This is a genomic window from Mucilaginibacter achroorhodeus, assembly GCF_007846095.1.
Taxonomy (GTDB): Bacteria; Bacteroidota; Bacteroidia; order Sphingobacteriales; family Sphingobacteriaceae; genus Mucilaginibacter; species Mucilaginibacter achroorhodeus.
The window spans coordinates 555,262-577,048 of sequence record NZ_VOEI01000001.1 but is presented as its reverse complement, the minus strand read 5'-3'; the positions used below and the strand labels follow the sequence as shown (position 1 = coordinate 577,048).

18 protein-coding genes and 1 tRNA gene are annotated in these 21,787 nt (G+C 43.7%); 9 read left to right on the top strand and 10 right to left on the bottom strand.

Translation table 11 applies throughout. The features are described from left to right. Positions 1-51 precede the first annotated feature (51 nt). Entirely contained in the window at positions 52-2,547 is a 2,496-nt protein-coding gene (locus FPZ42_RS02725; RefSeq protein WP_146268940.1) for a M1 family metallopeptidase, read from the bottom strand. A 265-nt stretch (positions 2,548-2,812) separates the two neighbouring features. Between FPZ42_RS02725 and FPZ42_RS02720 the strand changes: the two genes are divergently transcribed. Continuing rightward, a complete protein-coding gene (locus FPZ42_RS02720; RefSeq protein ID WP_146268939.1) occupies positions 2,813-4,183 on the top strand; it encodes a 3-keto-disaccharide hydrolase in 1,371 nt (456 codons plus the stop codon). A gap of 196 nt (positions 4,184-4,379) precedes the next feature. Here the strand turns inward: FPZ42_RS02720 and ahcY are convergent, their stop codons facing one another. Both ahcY and FPZ42_RS19430 read right to left on the bottom strand, forming a co-directional pair. Then, a complete protein-coding gene (gene ahcY / locus FPZ42_RS02715) occupies positions 4,380-5,696 on the bottom strand; it encodes an adenosylhomocysteinase (protein ID WP_146268938.1) in 1,317 nt (438 codons plus the stop codon). Between the two features lie 306 nt (positions 5,697-6,002). Continuing rightward, complete coding sequence (locus tag FPZ42_RS19430) at positions 6,003-6,854, bottom strand: M23 family metallopeptidase (RefSeq protein WP_222431532.1); 852 nt, start codon at positions 6,852-6,854, stop codon at positions 6,003-6,005. Between the two features lie 227 nt (positions 6,855-7,081). On the opposite strand from FPZ42_RS19430, the gene FPZ42_RS02705 reads away from it, so the two are divergent. Further along, positions 7,082-7,492 (top strand): BrxA/BrxB family bacilliredoxin, encoded by a 411-nt coding sequence (locus FPZ42_RS02705; RefSeq protein ID WP_146269547.1) that lies wholly within the window; start codon positions 7,082-7,084, stop codon positions 7,490-7,492. A 90-nt stretch (positions 7,493-7,582) separates the two neighbouring features. Here FPZ42_RS02705 and FPZ42_RS02700 read toward each other — a convergent pair whose 3' ends face one another. Continuing rightward, a complete protein-coding gene (locus FPZ42_RS02700; RefSeq protein WP_146268937.1) occupies positions 7,583-8,212 on the bottom strand; it encodes a hypothetical protein in 630 nt (209 codons plus the stop codon). Between the two features lie 55 nt (positions 8,213-8,267). After that, positions 8,268-10,661, bottom strand: a complete 2,394-nt coding sequence (locus FPZ42_RS02695; RefSeq protein WP_146268936.1) for an ABC transporter permease — start codon at positions 10,659-10,661, stop codon at positions 8,268-8,270. 288 nt (positions 10,662-10,949) lie between these two features. On the opposite strand from FPZ42_RS02695, the gene FPZ42_RS02690 reads away from it, so the two are divergent. Next, complete coding sequence (locus tag FPZ42_RS02690) at positions 10,950-11,660, top strand: alpha/beta fold hydrolase (RefSeq protein ID WP_146268935.1); 711 nt, start codon at positions 10,950-10,952, stop codon at positions 11,658-11,660. Positions 11,661-11,758: 98 nt separating this feature from the next. Continuing rightward, on the top strand, positions 11,759-13,357 hold the full coding sequence (locus FPZ42_RS02685) for an aminopeptidase P family protein (protein ID WP_186458668.1): 1,599 nt from the start codon (positions 11,759-11,761) through the stop codon (positions 13,355-13,357). A gap of 138 nt (positions 13,358-13,495) precedes the next feature. On the opposite strand, the gene FPZ42_RS02680 is transcribed toward FPZ42_RS02685, so the two are convergent. Further along, positions 13,496-13,747 (bottom strand): hypothetical protein, encoded by a 252-nt coding sequence (locus tag FPZ42_RS02680; RefSeq protein ID WP_146268934.1) that lies wholly within the window; start codon positions 13,745-13,747, stop codon positions 13,496-13,498. A gap of 78 nt (positions 13,748-13,825) precedes the next feature. Then, positions 13,826-13,898 (bottom strand) — tRNA-Gly (locus FPZ42_RS02675). Between the two features lie 1,026 nt (positions 13,899-14,924). Here FPZ42_RS02675 and rpsL point away from each other — a divergent pair. The 4 genes from rpsL (at position 14,925) to rpsJ (ending at position 18,473) form a co-directional block, all read left to right on the top strand. Continuing rightward, positions 14,925-15,338, top strand: coding sequence for a 30S ribosomal protein S12 (gene rpsL, locus FPZ42_RS02670; protein ID WP_079717716.1), 414 nt, complete (start codon positions 14,925-14,927; stop codon positions 15,336-15,338). A gap of 19 nt (positions 15,339-15,357) precedes the next feature. Further along, on the top strand, positions 15,358-15,825 hold the full coding sequence (gene rpsG, locus FPZ42_RS02665) for a 30S ribosomal protein S7 (protein WP_095703447.1): 468 nt from the start codon (positions 15,358-15,360) through the stop codon (positions 15,823-15,825). A 119-nt stretch (positions 15,826-15,944) separates the two neighbouring features. Continuing rightward, positions 15,945-18,056 carry an elongation factor G gene (fusA, locus tag FPZ42_RS02660; protein ID WP_146268933.1) on the top strand — a complete coding sequence of 704 codons (2,112 nt, stop codon included), beginning with the start codon at positions 15,945-15,947 and terminating at the stop codon, positions 18,054-18,056. 111 nt (positions 18,057-18,167) lie between these two features. Further along, positions 18,168-18,473: a 30S ribosomal protein S10 gene (gene rpsJ / locus FPZ42_RS02655; protein ID WP_022830652.1), complete on the top strand. Its 306-nt coding sequence runs from the start codon at positions 18,168-18,170 to the stop codon at positions 18,471-18,473. A gap of 153 nt (positions 18,474-18,626) precedes the next feature. Here rpsJ and FPZ42_RS02650 read toward each other — a convergent pair whose 3' ends face one another. The 3 genes from FPZ42_RS02650 to FPZ42_RS02640 form a co-directional block, all read right to left on the bottom strand. Further along, positions 18,627-19,037 carry a VOC family protein gene (locus FPZ42_RS02650; protein ID WP_146268932.1) on the bottom strand — a complete coding sequence of 137 codons (411 nt, stop codon included), beginning with the start codon at positions 19,035-19,037 and terminating at the stop codon, positions 18,627-18,629. A gap of 95 nt (positions 19,038-19,132) precedes the next feature. Further along, entirely contained in the window at positions 19,133-19,639 is a 507-nt protein-coding gene (locus tag FPZ42_RS02645) for a hypothetical protein (protein ID WP_146268931.1), read from the bottom strand. Positions 19,640-19,668: 29 nt separating this feature from the next. After that, positions 19,669-20,364 carry a hypothetical protein gene (locus FPZ42_RS02640; protein WP_146268930.1) on the bottom strand — a complete coding sequence of 232 codons (696 nt, stop codon included), beginning with the start codon at positions 20,362-20,364 and terminating at the stop codon, positions 19,669-19,671. A gap of 166 nt (positions 20,365-20,530) precedes the next feature. On the opposite strand from FPZ42_RS02640, the gene FPZ42_RS02635 reads away from it, so the two are divergent. Beyond that, a complete protein-coding gene (locus tag FPZ42_RS02635; RefSeq protein ID WP_146268929.1) occupies positions 20,531-21,787 on the top strand; it encodes a prephenate dehydrogenase in 1,257 nt (418 codons plus the stop codon).

Below are 21,787 nucleotides of genomic sequence, written 5' to 3'. Positions count from 1 at the left end.
ATAGCCGCTCCTTTTGGGGGGAGCGGCTATCATTATTACAATAAGATATTGTTAGTTAGCCGGTGCGTTCAATTCAGCTACGCCTTTGTCAATAGCTGCATTTGATGATGTATCACCTGCTTTAGTGCGGGCCTCTTTAATGTTGGTTAGGATGGTGGCTATTTGCGGACCAACACCATACTTTTTGTATTTATTACCAAATTCAATAATCGAGTTTACACCTTGCTGGGCGTTAGCCGGATTTTTAAGGCGGCCTATCATATCAGCATAGTTCCTCATGATGTTGAATTGCGACTGAGGCTGACCGTTTTTGAACGATTCGTAAACAAATGGCCATTGCTCATCGCTGCCGCTGATAGCGTAGGTGTTAAGCACTGATTGTTTAAGCGCGCCATTGCTGTCTTTCTCATAAGTTTTAGCCAAGGTCATTGCTTCGGCAGGATTGATAAGGGCAAGTGCATTTAATGCAGCACCTTCAACAGCGTACGATTGGCTGTTAAGTGCTTGTTTTAACAAGTTGCTGTTACCAGATGCTTTTAGTTTACCCAAAGCAGTGATTGCAGCTGCTTTTACCAAGTTGTTTGGATCAGTTTGCGCCAACTTTACAAGAATAGGTTGCGCTGCATTACGCACGTCATCATTATTCATGTCTGCAGCTTTAATAGCGTCTATCTGCAATTCCCAATATTTATCATTAAGGGCGGCAATGATCACTTTGCGGGCCGCTGCATTGCTGTTTTGTGATTTTGCAGCTGCTTTAATAGCTTCGTAACGGTCTAAATATAAAGGCGCATTAAAGTACTGGAAAGCAAACTCATCAAGTGTTTTGTTGTCGGTTTTTTTAGCTAACAGCATTTTGTCTGCATCAACGTTAACCAGGCTTGGCTTAACAGCCGATTTGAAAACCAGGCTATCAACCTTGTTGCGCATCCAGAACGTTTTACGTTCTTTTTTTCCACCCGCATAAACATCAATAGCCAACGGCAGTATGAACACGTTGCCATCCTGGCTTTGGTTTAATACCACGGTTTCGGTTTTGCTTGCATCATCCCATTTATAAGTAATGCCCAAAATAGGGTTGCCGGCACCAAAGTACCATTGATTAAAGAACCAGGTAAGATCGCGGCCACTGGCTTCTTCCAAAGCTAAACGCAGTTGGTGGGCCTCACCGTTTTTAAAGGCATTTGTTTTAAGGTAGATGTTCAATCCTTTGTAGAAAGCATCGTTACCTAAATAATTACGCAGCATGTAAAGTATGCTGCCACCTTTTTGGTAGGTAACGGCATCAAACATGTCTTCTTTATCATGGTAATGGAAACGTACAAGATCTTTACTGCGCAGGTTTGGCTGGCTCAGGTAGTTTTCGCGATCGTCCTGAATATGGGCATCACCGGCATCTTTACCATATTTGTGTTCGGCCCATAGGGTTTCGCTGAAATCGGCGAATGACTCGTTAACAGTCAGGTTGCTCCAGCTTTCGGCGGTAACGTAATCTCCAAACCACTGGTGGAACAGTTCGTGAACGATGGTACTGCGGCCTTGCCCATAGTAATCGTCGAGCAATTCGCGTTTAGTAGCTTGCACATAATCACCATGTAAGGTTGCAGATGTATTTTCCATTGCACCGCTCACATAATCGCGCACTACGATTTGCGAATATTTATTCCATGGGTAATCAACCCCCAATGTTTTTGAGTAAAAATCTATTACCTCCGGCGTAAAGCCGAAAATATCCCTTGCATAAGGCGCATATTTAGGTTCAAGATAGTAGCTAACCTCTTTACCTTTCCAGGTGTCCTTAGTGATCTTAAAATCACCCACAGCCATCATAAATAAATATGGCGAGTGCGGCAACTCCATCTTCCAGGTATCGGTACGGGTGCCGTCTCCGTTAACCTTTTGCGAAGCCAGACGACCGTTTGATAAAGTAACGTACTTGGCCGGCACCGTCATGCTGATCTCATCAGTAGTTTTTTGGTTGGGTTTATCGATTGTTGGGAACCAAACGGACGAACCTTCGGTTTCGCCCTGTGTCCATATCTGTGTTGGTTTGTCTTTCTCGGTACCGTCTGGATTAATAAAATATAAACCTTTGGCATCGGTTATTGCCGCGCTGCCTTGTACTTTAAGTTCGTTAGGTTTGGCAGTGTAATCTATATAAACGGTGTAACTCTCATTATTGCGGTAGGTGCGGTCAAGCTTTATCTTAACCACCATGCTATCATAGGTAAATTTTAACGGCACGTTCTTACCATTCTTTACTATGGCAATGGTTTTAAGGTCCATGCCCTTTGCATCAAGCGATAATGAATCGGTAGGATAGAAGTGCGGTTTTAAGGTAACCCATTCTTTGCCGTACATGTAGCGCTTTTTGTAATCAAAACGCACGTCAAGCTTGGTGTGTACAAGGTCGCTGTATTTGGTAGGCGTTTCCCGGTAAATTTTTAATGCAGGGTCATCCTGCTTTGGTGCAGCTTGCTGTGCAGATGCGTTTAGGGCAAACGCGCCCAAACTGCCAATGAGAGCGGCAGCATAAATAATTTTCATATAGTTAATGGTTTAAATAATATGCATGCATATTAAGGCTAAGATAGCTTTATGCAATGAATTTAAGACGACAAATTTAAACTAATGTTACAGCTAAAACAGCTTTAAATAGTGTGTAATATTGGTGGTAACAAACCTGTTATATTTTAACTTAATATGCAGTTTTAATATGTAAGTGCTATTTTAGCCTTAACCAATTGTGTGCTCAACATTTACCTTGTTTAACCTGGAAACGGTGATGCCAAAATTAAACTACCTGTAATATATGAAAAACTTAAAAGCTTACCTATTGGCGGCTGCTGTTATGGCCGGTGTACATACTGCCAATGCGCAAGGCGGTTACACCAACCTGTTTGACGGCAAAACACTTAACGGCTGGAAAATATTAGCCGGTAAGGCCGAGTACAAAGTGGAGAATGGCGGCATCACCGGTACTGCGGTGCTTAACAGCGGCAACACCTTTCTGGTGACTGAAAAAGAATATGGCGATTTTATTTTAGAGATAGATGTAAAAACCGAAAGTACCATCACCAACTCGGGAGTGCAGGTACGCAGCCATTTTGACCCCGCCGGGCACGAAGGCAAAGGCCTTGTTTATGGTAAACAATGCGAAGTAGACCCCAGCGACCGCAAATGGACCGGCGGTATCTATGACGAAGGCCGACGCGACTGGCTGTACCCGATGGAACTAAACGCCAAAGCTAAAGATGCCTGGAAGAACGGCCAGTTTAACCACATCAAAGTGGAATGCATTGGCAACAGTATGAAAACCTGGATAAACGGCATTGCTACCGCTTATGTGGTAGATACGCTTGATGCCCGCGGCTTTATAGGCTTACAGGTACATGCTATTGATAACGAGGCACAGGCCGGTAAAAAGGTATACTTTAAAAACATCAAAATAAAAACTACAGGCTTAAGGCCGGAGCCATTTAGTAAGGGCGTTTACGTAGTCAACCTGCAATCGAACAGTTTAACGCCGTATGAGAAAACTGATGGCTGGAAGTTGTTATTTGACGGCAAAAGCAGCGCCGGCTGGAGAAGTGCATCTGCTGCAACCTTCCCGGCTAAGGGCTGGAAAATAGCTGATGGCAAATTATCGGTAATTGGAGCCAACGGTGGTGAAGCAACTAACGGTGGCGATATTGTTACCGATAAAATCTATGGTGCCTTTGATATGTCGTTCGAGTTCAGGATGAGTAAGGGGGCAAACAGCGGTGTTAAGTATTTTGTAACGCTTGATGAGAAAACCAAAGGCTCGGCGATAGGGTTGGAGTACCAGGTGCTTGATGATGCCGTACACCCCGATGCCAAGCTGGGCCGCGACGGCGACCGCACACTTGCCTCGTTGTATGACCTCATAACTGCCAAAAAGCAGCCGCGTTTTGTACACCCTATCGGTGCCTGGAACACCGGCCGAATCATTGTTTATCCAAACAACCACGTAGAGCACTACCTCAACGGCATAAAAGTGCTTGAATATGAGCGCGGCTCAAAAGAGTTCCGCGACCTGGTAGCCATCAGCAAATACAAGATCTGGAAAGATTTCGGCGAAGCCAAAGAAGGCCACATCCTGCTGCAGGATCACGGCTTTGATGTGGATTTCAGGAGTGTGAAGATAAAGGAGTTGAAGTAGGAACAATAACTCTTAAGCTGGCGCCAGCTTTCAGCTTGTGCCTAACCATAACGTCAGCTTTCAGCTGATGGAAGCTGAAAGCTTTATTCCTGCATGTCACGGGATACGCTAATCCCGCGACGGCAACAAAAAAAGGGATAAGGCCTAAAAACCATATCCCTTTTTATTTATCCTGACTCTAAAAGTTTCGAATCGCTTAGTAACGGTAGTATTCCGGTTTAAATGGACCTTCTACGGTTACACCGATATACTCAGCCTGATCCTGGTCTAAAACTTCCAGTTCAACACCAATTTTTGCAAGGTGTAAACGGGCAACTTTTTCATCAAGGTGTTTTGGCAGGGTGTAAACTTTGTTTTCGTAAGCATCGCCGTTGGTCCAAAGCTCTAATTGAGCCAAAGTTTGGTTGGTGAAGCTGTTGCTCATTACAAAGCTTGGGTGACCGGTTGCACAACCTAAGTTAACCAGGCGGCCTTCTGCTAACACGATAACATCGTTACCATTGATGGTATATTTGTCAACCTGTGGCTTAATTTCAACTTTGGTATCGCCGTAAGCACCGTTTAACCACGCCATATCGATCTCGTTATCAAAGTGACCAATGTTACAAACGATAGCTTTGTCTTTTAATGCACGGAAATGCTCTTCGCGAACAATGTTTTTGTTACCGGTTGCAGTAACTACAATATCAGCCTCGGCAATAGCGGTAGAAAGTTTTTTCACTTCAAAACCTTCCATTGCAGCTTGCAAAGCGCAGATAGGGTCAATTTCGGTAACAATAACGCGGACACCTGCATTACGCAATGAATCTGCAGAACCTTTACCTACGTCGCCGTAACCACAAACCACACCAACTTTACCGGCCATCATTACGTCGGTAGCACGGCGGATAGCGTCTACCAATGACTCGCGGCAACCGTATTTGTTATCAAACTTTGATTTGGTAACAGAGTCGTTGATGTTGATAGCAGGCATTGGCAAAGTACCGTTCTTCATACGCTCGTACAAGCGGTGAACACCGGTAGTGGTTTCTTCAGAAAGGCCTTTAATGTTAGCAATCAGCTCAGGATATTTATCCAAAACCATATTGGTTAAGTCGCCACCATCATCCAAGATCATATTCAATGGCTTGCGATCTTCGCCAAAGAATAAAGTTTGCTCAATACACCAGTCAAACTCTTCAGCATTCATGCCTTTTTTAGCATAAACCGAAGTGCCCGCAGCTGCAATAGCAGCAGCAGCATGGTCCTGCGTTGAGAAGATGTTACATGACGACCAGGTAACCTCAGCGCCAAGCTCGATCAAAGTTTCGATCAAAACAGCGGTTTGAATGGTCATGTGTAAACAGCCGGCGATGCGTGCACCAGCCAGAGGCTTGCTTGCGCCATACTCGGCACGAAGAGCCATTAAGCCCGGCATTTCTGCCTCAGCCAGTTCAATTTCTTTGCGACCCCAATCGGCCAGCTCAATATCTTTTACCCAATACTTGGTGTAAGCAGTCTCTACTGATGACATAGTGTTTAATTTTTTGTTGCAAAGGTAAGTAATTGAGGCGAAAGGCGAAAGTGGTTGGTTAGTGATTGGTGATTGTAATAATAGATACCAAGAGATATTACTTCCATGTGAAGATCATTAATAAAAAAGGCGATGAATTAATCATCGCCCTTATATATCAGGAGTTTCAACTAATCTCCAACCTCCGGTAACTAATCTCTAAACTACAAATTCAAGCTCAAATATAAAAAAGGCGATGAATTAATCATCGCCCTTATATATCAGGAGTTTCAACTAATCTCCAACCTCCGGTAACTAATCTCTAAACTACAAATTCAAGCTCAAATATTGCTTAGGGTTAACGGGCTGTCCGTTCTTGCGGATCTCATAATGCAGGTGCGGCCCGGTTGAGCGGCCCGTTGAACCTACTTTGCCTATCAGCTGACCAACATCAACCCTTTGACCTTCCTTTACGTTTATCTTTGAAAGATGCCCGTACCAGGTCTCGATATTGTTGTTATGGCGGATCTTTACACAATTACCATAACCACCGGCCCTGCCTGCAAAAATAACCCTGCCGCTGGCAGTACATTTTACGGGGTCGCCTTTATGCCCGCTAAAATCGATACCCGGATGAAACTCGCTCCCACCAAAATCAAAGGGATTGCCGCGCGAACCAAAAAATGACGTGAACGAACTTAGACGCGGGTAACCCATAGGAGTATAGGCTATGGTAGTAACCAGCCTGTCAAGGTAATTGTTAAAATCAGCATACAGTTTGGTCTCGCTTTTAGGCTTCTCGTCGATGTTAAGTTTGCGGAAGGAGATATTGCGCAAACCGCGTTTGCTCATATACTCGTTAATGCGTTTTAGCTTTGACTGTATATCTGCCAGGTATGATACCGCTTTACTTCGCTGGCCGTCTTTTTGTGCCGTTTCAAGCAGAGCGTTCTGCTCAGTCTTGTCAATTTCACCTTGTAATGTAGCTATTTGCGATTGCAACCTGCTGTTCTCATGGCGTTGCTGTTCTGTTTGCGTGCTTAAGCGAATGATCGCTGTCATGAGCACCATTACCACAATAAGTACAGCAGCTACCGTAAATTTTAGCGAATTTACATGCTTGGCCTTAACCTGTACAATGCGTGGCTGGGCCTCATTTCTGTTAAAAAGAAATCCCATACCTAAATGTTCTGTTTTAAGTTTAATTCAATAGTTTTATTAGGGTTAAAAACTACAGATTGCAATATAGTAATACCGGCAAAAAAATATACCACACTTACCCTCGCCATCCATCTTTCAATATTTTATAACCGAAACGTCAATTAATACGGTTTATTCTGATTACGGGTTGTTTTTATTTTGAATTTGGTACTTTTGCACTGAATATTAGCGAAGTAAAAATTATGATGTACCCAGAATATTTAGTTGCGCCAATGCGCGAAGAATTAACCCGCGTTGGTTTTGAAGAATTGAAAGATGCAGAGCAGGTTAATGCTGCTATTAAAAGCGAAGGTACCACTTTTGTAATGGTGAATTCGGTTTGTGGTTGTGCCGCTGCTAACGCACGCCCTGCTGCACGTATGGCTGCTGCCAATGCAAAACATCCGGATAAACTGGTAACTGTATTTGCCGGCATGGAGCGTGAAGCTGTTGATGCAGCCCGTAACCTGATGTTGCCTTATCCACCATCATCGCCATCAATGGCTTTGTTTAAAGATGGTAAATTGGTACACATTATAGAGCGCCATCAGATAGAAGGCCGCCCTGCACAAATGATCGCCGATAACCTGATCGACGCGTTTGAGCAATACTGTTAGTTAGTGATTGGAGATTAGTGATCAGAGATCAGTAATTTTGTAATACATAATATAAAAGCCCGGTGCAATGCATCGGGCTTTTTTAATGAGTTATTTCTTGTCGGTTATTTTAAGGTTCTTCCAGTCGCCAGGGGAGCCGAAGCCTACCCAATAGGCAATTTTTGTACCACCGGTATGAGTGAGCGGAGTAATTACAAGAGCGGGCGTAGCGGAATTATTTACATACACGCTTACCTTATCCGCCATTACATCTATTTTGGCGTGGAACCAGCCATTAGGGTCTGGTGCCGGCGTTACAGCTAACTCGTATTTGTTGGGATATTTCTCGCGCAGTATTGGCCAATCAAACAGCGGAGGGGCAATGTATTGTACACCATGGCTTCGCCTTATAGCGTCATCAGCCTTAAAATTAAACGGACGGAAATAGATTGATTCATAAGTACTATCGTTTAAACCATGGAAGGCCACACCTACAAAACTGCCCTGTAATTTATCGTTGCCTTTTACATCAAACTCAATAGTGCCGTATGTAAACCGGCGATTATTAAGCCATACAAAGCCGGCGTTATCTACGCCGTTCACCTGCACGGTGCCATCGTCTTTAATGTTGAGCTGACGGTTTACCACAGTAAAGTCTGAAGCTTTGGGTTTAACCTGCGCAAAGCAATTACTTGCACCAAAATATAAAGCCAGAAAGAGAAGTTTTCTATTCAAATGCATAAAACAAAAGGTGATAGTGAAATACTTTTAATGACCCAATGACCCAATGACCCTACTACTCCGTTTTTAAACTTTTCACCGGGTTTATCATAGCAGCTTTAATGCTCTGATAGCTTACAGTAAGTAAGGTAATTGCCAACGCTCCCACGGCTGTTGCAGCAAATATCCACCATGATAGATCCGTTCGGTATTTATAATCCTGTAGCCAGCCTTGCATAAAATAGTAGGCCGTTGGTATGGCCAGCATTAAGGAAATGGTTATCAGTACCACAAAATCAACAGACATTAAGCGCCATAATGTAAATACAGATGCACCTAATACCTTGCGAACGCCAATTTCTTTGGTGCGCTGTTCTGCCATAAAAGATGCCATGCCAAATAAGCCAAGGCAGCTTATAAATATAGCCAATATGGTAAAGAAACCGGCCAGTTTACCTACGCGTTCTTCAGTAGCAAATTTTTTGGCATATTCTTCATCAGTAAATTTGTAATCAAACGGACTGGCCGGGTCGTACTTTTTAATTACGGCCTCTATCTTTGCCAATGCTTCATGCGTGCCGACTTTAGGGTTCAGCCTAATATTCAATACATCGCCTTTCTCTTTAGACATACCAAAAATGGTGGTCTTAACGGGTTCGTAAGGAGATGTCATCACCAGATCCTTAACAACGCCGATGATTTTAAATTCAGTATCCCATTTTACAATTTCTCCTATCGGATTTTTGAAACCCAAGAATTTAGCGGTAGCTTCGTTGATAATAATGGCAGTAGAGTCTGATTTGTAATTTTCGTTAAAATCACGTCCCTGGATAATTTTCCAGCCTGCGGTTCTGCCAAAAGTTGGACTTACGGGTATAGTACCAAAATCATCCTGCTGGCCCGGCGCTTTTCCGCGCCACTGCATACCGCTGTTGTTTGACCAAACCGCTGTTAACGGACTGCCGGATTCTGCCGCGTCTATCACGGTACCGGTTTGTATCAGGTCGTTCCTTACGGCGGCAAAGCTTTTGTGTATGGCATCAGTACGCATATCGGCCTGTAACAGACCGGTACGGTTGTAGCCAACCGGCCTGTTCTTGGTATGCTGTACCTGCAGAAACACCACAATGGTGCCAATAATAAGTGTTACCGAAACGGTGAACTGCAACACCACCAGCATCTTACGCGGCAACGCGGCAAGCTTGCCGGCTTTAAAGGTTCCCTTTAGCACTTTAACCGGTTGGAAAGATGATAAGTAAAATGCAGGATAGCTACCTGCTATAATACCAGTGAGTAAAGTAAAGCCTATGCCAGTTACCCAAAACAGCGGTTTATCCCAAAGTACCGACATGGTTTTGTTGGCAACCTGGTTAAACCAGGGCAATGCCAGCACCACCAATAATATGCTTACCGCAAAGGCAAATGCCGCTACCAATAACGATTCGCTGAAGAACTGGGCTACCAATTGCGCACGCAATGAACCTACGGTTTTGCGAATGCCTACCTCTTTAGCACGTTTTTCTGAACGGGCAGTGCTTAGGTTCATGAAATTGATACAGGCCAGCAGTAATACAAACGCACCGATAATACCAAACATGACAACGAATTGGATGCCACCGCCTGTATTTACGCCATTTTTGAACTCGCTATGTAAATGCCATTTGTCCATAGGGTGCAGAAAAACGGCCGGCTTAAATGCCGCACCAACATCATCGCCCTGCAAAATGATGTTCTTAAGCTTCAGGTCTTTAATGCGTGCCGAAACTTTGTTGATATCGGCCCCCGGCTGCAACTGTGCAAAAATCTGGAACGAGTTATTGCCCCAGCGGGTTGAAGCCCTTTTTAACCATGGTTGCGAAGCAACGTATCTATCCCATGGTGCTATCAGCTCCATATCGCTGAAGGTGGTATTTGCAGGTAAGTCTTCGTAAACACCGGTTACCTTGTGGTCGTACTGGTTGTTTATGCGTACTACCTTGTCCATAGGGTCGGTGTTACCAAACAGAGCTTTTGCCAGTTTTTGGGAGATAAGGATAGAGGTAGGTTCTTTCAGGTTATCCCGGCTGCCCTTGATCATTTTTAGGCTCAACATATCGGGCGCTTCTGGCTGCATGTAGTTGCCATGGGTTACCAGCTTTTGTTCGCCATACGATATACCGAGCGAGAACGTCCAGCTTGATAGCGAAACATATTTAAAATCGCTCTTGTACTCATCTCGCAGCATTGTGCCTAAAGGTATAGGCATAGAGTTGCTGGTTAACACTTCGCCGTTGATGGTCTGGTTTTGCATTACTCGTACAATGCGGTCATGATTTTTGAAGTATTTGTCGTATGATAATTCATCAAATACCCAAAGACCTATAAGTATGGCTACCGCCATGCCGACAGATAGACCGGCAACGTTAATAAACGTGTGCGTTTTATTTTTGATAAGATTGCGCCAGGCAATTTTCAGGTAATTCTTTAGCATGATAAATAAAGTTTAATAGGTACGTTGCAAACAAGCTTGCTTTAAGTACCAATGCAATAATGTGCCAAACAAGTAAATATTTGATTACAAGTTAATTGCGAGATTTATAAATACAAAAATTGTTCGTAATCGAACACCGGTTGTTCGATAGTGCGCAAAATTTTTTGCCTTGTTTATCAGGTAGTTAAATGCATCTTTTTGTAACGGTTATGCATTGGATAGGATGTTTTTAAAGATATCCGAATGCGATAAAGTTAAAGCTTATTTTTACCGGCAAAATATATATTGATGAATTTTTCTGAAAGCACGGTGCAGCTGCAACACCAGGGCGTAAAGTTTTCAATTAGCGTTTTGGAAGCAACCAACCCAAAATCGTTAGTGGTTTTTGCAGCGGGGCGCGGAGGCAGTCCAACGAGGCATCTTCCGTTGCTTGGCGCTATTGCCGACCAAGGATGTACAGTTATAGCCCCGCATTTTGACATGATACCAGGGCAAACACCTACTAAGGAACAACTGGATTCGCGCATTGGTAAGCTTGAAATTGCCTTGACTAAACATATTACACCCGCAGCAATACCTATTATAGGCATCGGGCATTCTATCGGGGCAACATTGTTGCTTGCACTGGCGGGGGCAAAAGCGATGACCTTTTCAGGAGATATTGTTGAGACTAAATTCAAGAGCCAATTTAATGGGTTGGTGCTTCTTGCGCCGGCTGTAGATTTCTATTTGCATCCGGGAGCATTACACACGTTAAACACCGGGGTATATCTGCGAACAGGTGCTAAGGATACTGTCACACCGCCCGAAAGAACAATTTTGTTTAAGCAGATGCTTGAAAAGAGGCACGAAGTAAGGTTTATTTTGGACGAAAATGCAGGTCATTTTAGCTACATGGATCAATTGCCACCTAATGTGGAGGACATCCAACCCGAACGCGAGATTTTTTTATCTGCTTTAGCCAGCGATGTAACGGAATATATCGTAACCCTAAATTGAGATAAGCCATTGTTAATTCAAGCTACTTTAACGGCTTATCTATTTAAACAATTTATCCTAACTTAACGCCGTGTTTTACTAAACCAATAGCAATTAACATGAAAGTATTAAGCAAGGCAATTTTAGCCTTATCGGTAGCTGCAGTATTTGGCCAGCAAAGCATGGCACAGAACAGCATCCCCAAAGATTATTTATCAAAGGAATTTCATGCAGGAAGACGCGATGCTTTACGCAAGCTGATGCCGGCAAATTCGGTAGCGGTGATCTTCGCATATCCCGAGCGCGTTTTTTCCAACGATGTAAACTATGTTTACCATGCAAATCCCGATCTGTATTATTTCTCGGGCTATAAAGAACCCGATGCTGCATTATTGGTGTTTAAAGACCTGCAGGGAACCGGTGATACAGCCTTTAATGAAATATTATATGTGCGCAAACGCGACCCACAACAGGAGCAATGGACCGGCCGCCGTTTAGGTGTTGATGGCTCTAAATCACAACTGGGTTTCAAACGAGTTTACAACAGTAACGAATTCAGCAAGATGCCGGTTGATCTTAAAAAGTTCACAACCGTTGTTTACGATAATTTGCCTGATGCTGCCGGTGGTGGTTTGCAGGCGATGATAAAGTCGTTTAAAACCAAAGCCGGTGTAAAAGACATTGATAAAGGTTTAATCACCGATGTTAAGGTGGTAATGTCTTACGCCAATACACATAATCTGGAGCAGATAATAAAATACCTGAAGCCGCGGATGCAGGATGACGCTCACAAGAATGAACCGTTGCTGCAGCAAATCTCTGTAGGGATGGATTCTGTTGCGCTTGAGGGTGTAAAAGCGAAATTGAAGGCACAATACGGTACATCAAATGTTTTTACAGAATACACCACTGCGCTTCGCGGTATCAAACAGCCGGAAGAAATTGCCCTGATGAGCAAAAGCGCACAGCTATCGGCCATTGCGCATGCAGAAGTGATGAAAGCCATTAAGCCGAGCATGAGCGAGCGCGAACTGGAAGGTATATTGCTGTATGTACACAAAAAGTATGGTGCAGAGGATGAAGGCTATCCGCCGATAATAGGCGTAGGTGCTAATGCCTGCATTTTGCACTACGAAGAAAACAATGAGACCGTTTTAAACAACCAAATGGTGTTATTAGATGTAGGATCTGAGTACCATGGCTATTCTGCCGATGTTACCCGTACAGTACCACCAACAGGCAAATTTACCGAGGAGCAAAAAGCAATTTACCAGGTTGTTTATGATGCACAGGAACAGGTTATCAATATGTGCAAAGCCGGGATTAAATACAGCGATCTGGAGAAAAAAACAGGTGAGGTGTTAGCAGCCGGTTTGATCAAGTTAGGGATCATCAATGATGCTAAAGAACTGCGTACCTATTACCCGCACGGTGTATCGCACCATGTTGGTTTAGATGTGCATGATAAAGGGCCATACGCTGGTAACTTGGAAGCAGGCATGATCATCACGGTTGAACCGGGTATTTACATCCCGGCAGGCAGCAAATGTGACAAGAAATGGTGGAACATTGGTGTGCGTATTGAAGACGACATCCTGATAGGCAAGGATAAATTTACCAACCTGTCCGCCGATGCACCACGTACATGGCAGGCGGTTGAAAAGATGGCCGCACAAAGTAGTATATTTGACGGTGCGAAATTCCCGCCGCTTAAATAGGAAGATTTAATTATATATGAAAACCGCCCCCAAAAGGGCGGTTTTTTTGTTGCTATTAAACTGCGCAAGGTCCATTTTCCACTAAACTTTTCTTTATTTACAGGTATCTGATCGGTTGGCCCGTTATTAAAAATTAAATTATTGTGTAACCTTAACAGGAATAGGCATTACATAGTAAAATGCGCTGCGATCAACATCGGTTATTTTAACTTCCATAGGGGAGGCAACCTTATTGATATTTACGTTGATGCTGCCGTCGGGGTTCACAGGCAGGGTTACAAATTTTTTTGAATCAGCTAAGGCTGGTGTAATAGTGGCTTTAAACAAGTTGGCTGTTAGCACAACTGCAATAATAGTAAGGACGGTTTTGGTGTAAAGGTCGGTTTTCATGTTGCTAAAGTTTTGAGTTTAAATATACTCTCAAATAGCTGAAAACGAAAAAGCCTTCCGGGTTTGGGAAGGCTTTTGAGCGAAAGACGAGATTCGAACTCGCGACCCCGACCTTGGCAAGGTCGTGCTCTACCAACTGAGCTACTTTCGCGTTGGGGTGGCAAAAGTATAATTTTAGATTTAATAGCAAAAAAATATTTTAAAATTTTTCGGATCCGGGCGGAATGTTGGGTGTTCACGTTCACGCGCATGAACACCGTGAACACTCGTGAACATCTGATGTTCAATTTTTTGCGACTGACATTATTCCGTTAGTGTTTTCTTAATCATTGATAATCAGTGGTTTGCGACTGGCGTGATTTTGTCAGTGTTAAAACATTATACCGTCTGCAAGTAGCAGGCCGTTGTTGGTGTTGTCATCAACAACAGTGGGCTTGGGTTAAGTTATTGCTTTGATTAGTGTCAGTCTGCTCATTGCCGCAGGGGCTACTTGTTTTTCGCGGTTGTTTATTTTTAAGGGGCGCTCAAGAGGGCTTCGCCGTTTTGTATTGATACAAAAGAAGTAAAAGATCAAGTCAGCAAATAGGCTTCGTTGCCGCACAAGCCATTGCCCTGCAAGCGCGAAGAACCACGGGCTGCAAAATCTTGCCGCCACTTCGTTCACTAATGGCCATCTCTTCTGGCAAGTATTGCTATGCCCTTGCCGTCGCACGAGGCCAGTTTGTTCTGCAGGCTTTGGCCCGAAGCTTTTTTGCTGACAGGGTAGCGGTATTAATACCCGCGTCAATTGTGAGGAACGAGGCAATCTCTTTAGGACAAGCGGCTCTGTAAGTAGGGGATTGCTTCGTTTCTCGTAATGACGCGTTGGTCGAAGCGCCCCTAAACCCGATTGCAGCGGATACCGGCCCCGCGCTTAAGGCCTGTGCCGTATGAGCGCAAAGCGGGGCTGGCTGAAAATAGTAGTACTGGTTTTGCTTTGCTATACTTAATTATCGCTTTCATAACACACCCTAACCCCTCTCAAGAGGGGGAATTAGCAGGCGCCCCGCTCTCGCTCCAATCTCTCGCTCCCCATCAACCAAAAACTTTTTTACTCAAGCGCTTGAAAATCAAAAAATAGTGCCTACCTTTGCAGTCCTTAAAATAAGGATAAAACTGTAAAAACAAAAAGCAAAGAATGCCTACTATTCAGCAATTAGTTAGAAAAGGTAGAGTAGCTCTGGAAGACAAGAGTAAGTCTCCGGCGTTGGACAGCTGTCCACAGCGAAGAGGAGTGTGCACACGCGTGTATACCACTACCCCTAAAAAACCAAACTCAGCAATGCGTAAAGTTGCACGTGTGCGCCTTACAAATGGTAAAGAAGTTAACGCCTACATCCCTGGTGAAGGCCACAACTTACAAGAACACTCAATTGTTTTGATCCGTGGTGGTCGTGTTAAAGACTTACCTGGTGTACGTTACCACATTATCCGTGGTGCATTAGATACATCTGGTGTAGCAGGCCGTAACCAGCGTCGTTCTAAATACGGAACTAAACGCCCTAAACCAGGACAAGCTGCTGCAGCCCCTGCAAAAGGTAAAAAGAAATAATTAAGGAGGATAGAATACAATGAGAAAGTCAAAACCAAAAAAGAGAATTATCCTTCCTGACCCAAGATTTAACGATACTTTGGTTACAAGGTTTGTAAACAACATGATGTATGATGGTAAAAAATCTACCGCATACGCTATATTTTATAATGCAGTTGACATAGTTGAGAAAAAAACCAGCGAAAGCGGTTTAGATACCTGGAAAAAGGCGCTTAACAACGTTATGCCTGCTGTAGAGGTTAAAAGCCGCCGTGTAGGTGGTGCTAACTTCCAGGTTCCTACCGAGGTTCGTCCGGAGCGTAAAATCGCTTTAGGTATGAAATGGTTAATTAGCTATGCACGCAAACGTGGCGAAAAAACCATGATGGAGAAACTTGCCGGCGAGATCATCTCTGCTGCTAAAGGCGAGGGTGCTGCTGTTAAGAAGAAAGAAGATACGCACAAAATGGCTGAGGCTAACAAAGCGTTCTCACACTTTAGATTCTAATGAATGAATTAGTGAATGATTGAATGAGTGATTTATTGAAAAGGTAACAATAACCTAATCAGTAAATTGCTTATTCGCAAATTCACTCTATCACTCATTCACTCATTTAAAAAAAAGACATGTCAAGAGATCTTAAATACACAAGAAATATTGGTATTGCCGCTCACATTGATGCGGGTAAAACCACTACTACAGAGCGTATATTATACTACGCCGGTGTTAGCCACAAAATTGGCGAGGTGCACGAAGGTGCAGCTACAATGGACTGGATGGCGCAAGAGCAGGAGCGTGGTATTACAATTACATCTGCAGCTACTACTGTAAACTGGAAATACCGTAACCATAACTATCACATGAACATCATTGATACGCCGGGCCACGTGGATTTCACCGTAGAGGTGAACCGCTCGCTGCGTGTATTAGATGGTTTGGTGTTCTTATTTAGTGCGGTTGATGGTGTTGAGCCACAGTCAGAAACTAACTGGCGTTTGGCTAACAACTACAACGTACCACGTATTGGTTTTGTTAACAAAATGGACCGTAGCGGTGCCGATTTCCTTAACGTTGTAAAACAAGTTAAAGAAATGCTGGGCAGCGTTGCTATCCCTTTGCAATTGCCAATTGGTGCCGAAGACCAGTTTAAAGGCGTGGTTGACCTGATCAACTTCCGTGGTATTGTTTGGAATGAGCACGATAAAGGTATGACCTTTACTGAAGTGCCTATCCCTGACGATATGATAGATGAGGCAACTGAGTGGAGAGAGAAATTATTAGAAGCGGTAGCTGAGTTTGATGATTCATTAATGGAGAAATTCTTTGATGATCCAACCACTATCACTGAGCGTGAAGTATTAGACGCGTTACGCCAGGCTACTTTGGCTGGTAAGATCGTTCCGATGACTTGTGGTTCATCTTTCAAAAACAAAGGTGTACAAACCATGCTTGATTACGTGATGGAGTTAATGCCTTCACCTTTGGATTCTAAGGGTGTTGTCGGTACTAACCCTGATACTGGTGCAGAAATATTGGTTAAACCGGATGTTAAAGAGCCATTTGCCGCTTTAGCGTTTAAAATTGCTACCGACCCATTTGTAGGTCGTTTATGCTTTATCCGCGTTTACTCTGGTAATCTTGATGCCGGTTCATACGTGTACAATATGCGTTCAGAGTCAAAAGAGCGTATCTCCCGTATATTCCAAATGCACGCTAACAAGCAAAACCCTATCCCTAACGTAGGTGCTGGTGATATTGCTGCGGTAGTAGGTTTCAAGGATATCAAAACAGGTGATACTCTTTGTGATGAGAAAAACCAATTGGTTCTTGAGTCAATGGTGTTCCCTGAGCCGGTTATCGGTTTGGCAATCGAGCCTAAAACTCAGGCCGATGTTGATAAGTTGGGTATGGCTTTAGGTAAATTAGCTGAAGAGGATCCAACATTCCGCGTACAAACTGATGAAGATACTGGTCAAACAGTTATCTCTGGTATGGGTGAGCTTCACTTAGATATCCTGATGGACCGTCTTAAACGCGAGTTTAAGGTAGAGGTTAACCAGGGTGCTCCGCAAGTAGCTTACAAAGAGGCTATCACAGGTACTGTACAACACCGTGAAACATACAAGAAACAAACTGGTGGTCGTGGTAAATTTGCTGACATCCAGGTTGTTATTTCACCTGCTGATGACGAGAAAGAAGGCTTACAATTTGTTAACGAAATTGTGGGTGGTTCAATCCCTCGCGAGTTTATCCCATCTGTTGAAAAAGGCTTTAAATCAGCCATGGACAATGGTGTATTGGCAGGTTACCCGCTTACCAGCTTAAAAGTTCGTTTGATCGATGGTTCGTTCCACGCGGTCGATTCAGATGCATTGTCATTTGAGATCGCTGGTCGTTCAGCATTCCGCGAAGCTTTACCAAAAGCAAAACCGGTATTGTTAGAGCCTATCATGAAGATCGAGATCCTTACCCCTGAAGAAAACATGGGTGATGTTATCGGTGACATGAACCGTCGTCGTGGCCAGCTGCAAGGTATGGATACCCGTAACGGATCACAGGTTATCAAAGCAATGGTACCACTTTCTGAGATGTTTGGTTACGTAACTCAATTACGTACTATTACTTCAGGCCGTGCAACTTCAACCATGGAGTTTGACCACTACGAACCAGCTCCACGTAACGTACAAGACGAGGTTGTGGCTAAATCAAAAGGCCGCAAACAAGTTTCTGTAGAATAAGTATAGAGATTGGTTGATTGGTGATTAAAGATTAGTTGCCAATCAACTTTAATAAATAACCGATCGTTCCTAATAAATAGCTCTTAGGGATGGTTACCAAAAACAAACAAAATGAGCCAAAGAATCAGGATCAAATTAAAATCGTACGATTACAACTTGGTTGATAAATCAGCTGAGAAGATCGTAAAAACAGTAAAGCCAACAGGCGCTGTAGTTAGCGGACCACTTCCGTTACCAACCGAAAAGAAAATCTTTACTGTATTGCGTTCACCACACGTAAACAAAAAAGCTCGCGAGCAATTCCAACTATGTTCTTACAAACGTTTATTGGATATCTACAGCTCTAACTCGAAAACTGTAGATGCTTTAATGAAGCTTGAATTGCCAAGCGGTGTTGAAGTTGAGATCAAAGTGTGATAGTTCCGGAAGATCTGAATAAAAAAGCCATCAGTTGATAAGACTGATGGCTTTTTTATTAAAATACTTTACCATTCTTAGCGACAGGAAAGAATCTAACAAATTGCGTGATCTTGGAAAGATGCTTCACTACGTTCAGCATGACAAATGTATTTATTGCTGCTCAGGCATGCCATTTGGGTCCATCCACATAAATTCCCAGTGGTGGCCATCGAGGTCGGCTACGCTGTGTTGGTACATAAAGCCGTAGTCTGTTGCAGGGTTAGGGATCTTGCCGCCAGCCGCTTCTGCTTTGGCAACCATTTCATCAACCGCTTCTTTGCTTTCTAATGAAATACATATCGAGCACTCTACCTCATTGTGCGCATCAATAATGCGTTTCTCAGTAAAGGTCTGGAAGAACGTGCGGGTCAATAACATTACGTAGATGGTATCGCTGATGATCATACAGGTTGCTTTCTCATCAGTGAATTTTGGATTAAAGGTGTAGCCCAGCTTGGTAAAAAATTCAATTGATCTGTTAAGGTCGTTAACCGGAAGGTTTAAAAAGATTTGAGTTGCCATCAGTTTCCTGATTTAGTTTATTCAAAGGTAGGGTGTTACCTAAAACAAGCCAATGTGCAAAAACGACAAGTTAAGGGGCTGATTGCGACGTTTCTTTACATAACCCCGAACTTAGGGTGTTCGCCAAGGAAATCTAACCAAACACCTTCTAATTCCTCTACCAGTTGCGGGCGGATGGATATGCCTGATGCCTGCGGCGTCCAGTTCTGATCGGCAAGCGCGCCGGTCTTTAAGATGTTTAAGTTTAATATAGGTTCTTTATCAGGATTCAGCAAAACATCAAACTCAATATTGATGCGGTGATAAATGCGCCCCTTGCGCGATGCCAGGAAAGGCTCAGATGAAACATACCCGGAGGCGAAGATGCCCTTCGGCTCAACACCCACGCGTACCACATAAGCACGATCGCCAGGCTTAATGGACTTGTGGCTGGCAACACTCCAATTATCTTCCACCTTTTCGCCTGCTGCAAGTCGGGCGATGTCATTGTCAAGATTGGCCCATTCGAATTTATAGGGGTTCCAGCCAAAGAGGTAGGCAGCGACGCCTGATCTCCTAAAGGGGGACTTATAAGTAATAGTTGATGTTTTATCTGTCATCATATCCTACTCCGCCTTCAGGGGGCTGGGGGCTAACCTTTACCGGTTAATTCATCCAGCTTATTACGCTCGGTTTGCAGTTCGCGGGCAAGTTTCTTTTCCTTTTCGTTGGCTTTGGCTTTGTAATTTTTATATTCTTCGTCCAGCTCGTTATAAAGCTTAACCCGATATTTCGCTTCGCGGCTATGCGCGCCGGATCTGGCTATCACAATGGCAGCAATGGCACCAAACACAATTACCAAGCCCCACATGATCAGGTTGTAAGTGCCTTTTTCAATAGGTATGCCCAATAGGCTTACTTCATTCACTTTGGCTTGCGAGGCCGCTAATGATTGATCTTTATTACTTGATGATCTTTTTAGCGTATCAATGGTTTTAGCCTGCGCTGTTGCAGTTTCCTGTGCATCTTTCAATTGCTTGCGGGTTGCCTTAAGCGTATCGTTATAATTTTTTACCAATGCACCTACAAGCGGCTGCTGGTAGTTGTATATTTTGGTTAGCAGATAGGCATACTGGCCGTGCAGACTTTTATCTACCGGTTTTTGCGGTTGCGGCGTTGTACTTACTGGCGATGCAACAGGAGTTTGGGCAGTAGTTGCTGGTCTTTTATACGGATTTGGCTTTAAAACAGCATTGGCCTTTTTGGTAGTATCCTGTGCATGCGCGGCATTGCCAAGGTTAAATATCAGGGTCAATAACAGTAATATACGCAAGTTAGAAAGCTTCATCTTTTAAAATTTGATTTGGGGATATGATCTATTATTTTCAAACGTAAAAATTTAATTTAAAGTTTCTGTTATCTGCAACCAATAAAATGCCTCATCATTGGCGAATGATGCACAATTAAGGGATGATAAATGCAAAGCATTATATTAGCCCTCTCAAAGTTATGCTATGCAGATAGGAATGATAGGTTTGGGCGATATGGGTAAACTATACGCTAAAGCTTTTGCCGCAGCCGGATACAAGGTAGTAGGATGTGATATGCCTGCCAATCGCCAAAGGCTGGAAGACGAACTTGATCCGTTGGGTATAACCCTGATGGATAACGGTAAAGATGTAGCACGCATAAGCGATCTTATCATCTATTCTGTAGAGGCCGATAAGCTGGCACAGGTAGTTGCCGAATATGGCCCGGCCACCAAATATGGCGCCATTGTAGCAGGGCAAACTTCTGTTAAACATCCGGAGATAGCGGTTTTTGAGAAACACCTGCCTGCAGATGCCCGCATTGTTACCTTTCATGCTATGCACGGTGCCGGATTTGAACCTAAAGGGCAGAAGCTGATCCTGATACCTCACCGTACTGACAAGACCGGCTATGAAGATATGCTGGCCCTTTTTAACGCTGTGGGTAGTGATGTGGTTGAAATGAAAGACTACCATGAGCACGACCAGATAGTTGCCGATACGCAGGCGGTTACCCACGTAGGTTTCGAAAGCATGGGTACTGCATGGAAATCAGCCGGGTTTTTCCCTTGGGAGAATGCTTCTTATGTAGGGGGAATCGATAATGTAAAGATCCTGACCACGCTGCGTATATTCAGTTACAAAGCGCACGTTTACGCAGGATTAGCGCTGCTTAACCCGTACGCTAAACAACAGGTAAGGCAATACGCCATGTCAGAATCTGAGCTATTTAAGCTGATGATAAAAGAGGAGGAGGCCGAATTCAGGCAGCGCCTTTACAAAGCCCGCGACTTTGTATTTCATGAAAGTCGCAAACCCATTATGCTGAACGATGCCGTAATGCGCGAGTTCTCCCTTTCAGATAATTCGCACAAGCAAAAGCCAAACTCACACCTTAGTATATTAAGCATGGTTGATGCCTGGTATCACTTGGGCGTAAACCCTTACGATAACCTCATCTGCCAAACGCCGCCATTCCGTTTAAGACTGGGTATTGCGGAATACTTGTTTAAGAACGAGGATCTGCTGGAAGAATCAATCGAAACTGCATTATACGATAAAACCATTCGTGGTGATGACTTGGAATTTCACTCGGCTGTGCGTGAATGGAGCTCCATAATTGGCTATGGGGACATGGAAGGTTATAAGAAGCACTTTAATGATGTGCAATCTTTTTTTACCGGCAGGCTGGAGGAGGGAAACAGGCAAAGCGCTGAACTGATTAAGCGGCTGATGACATAG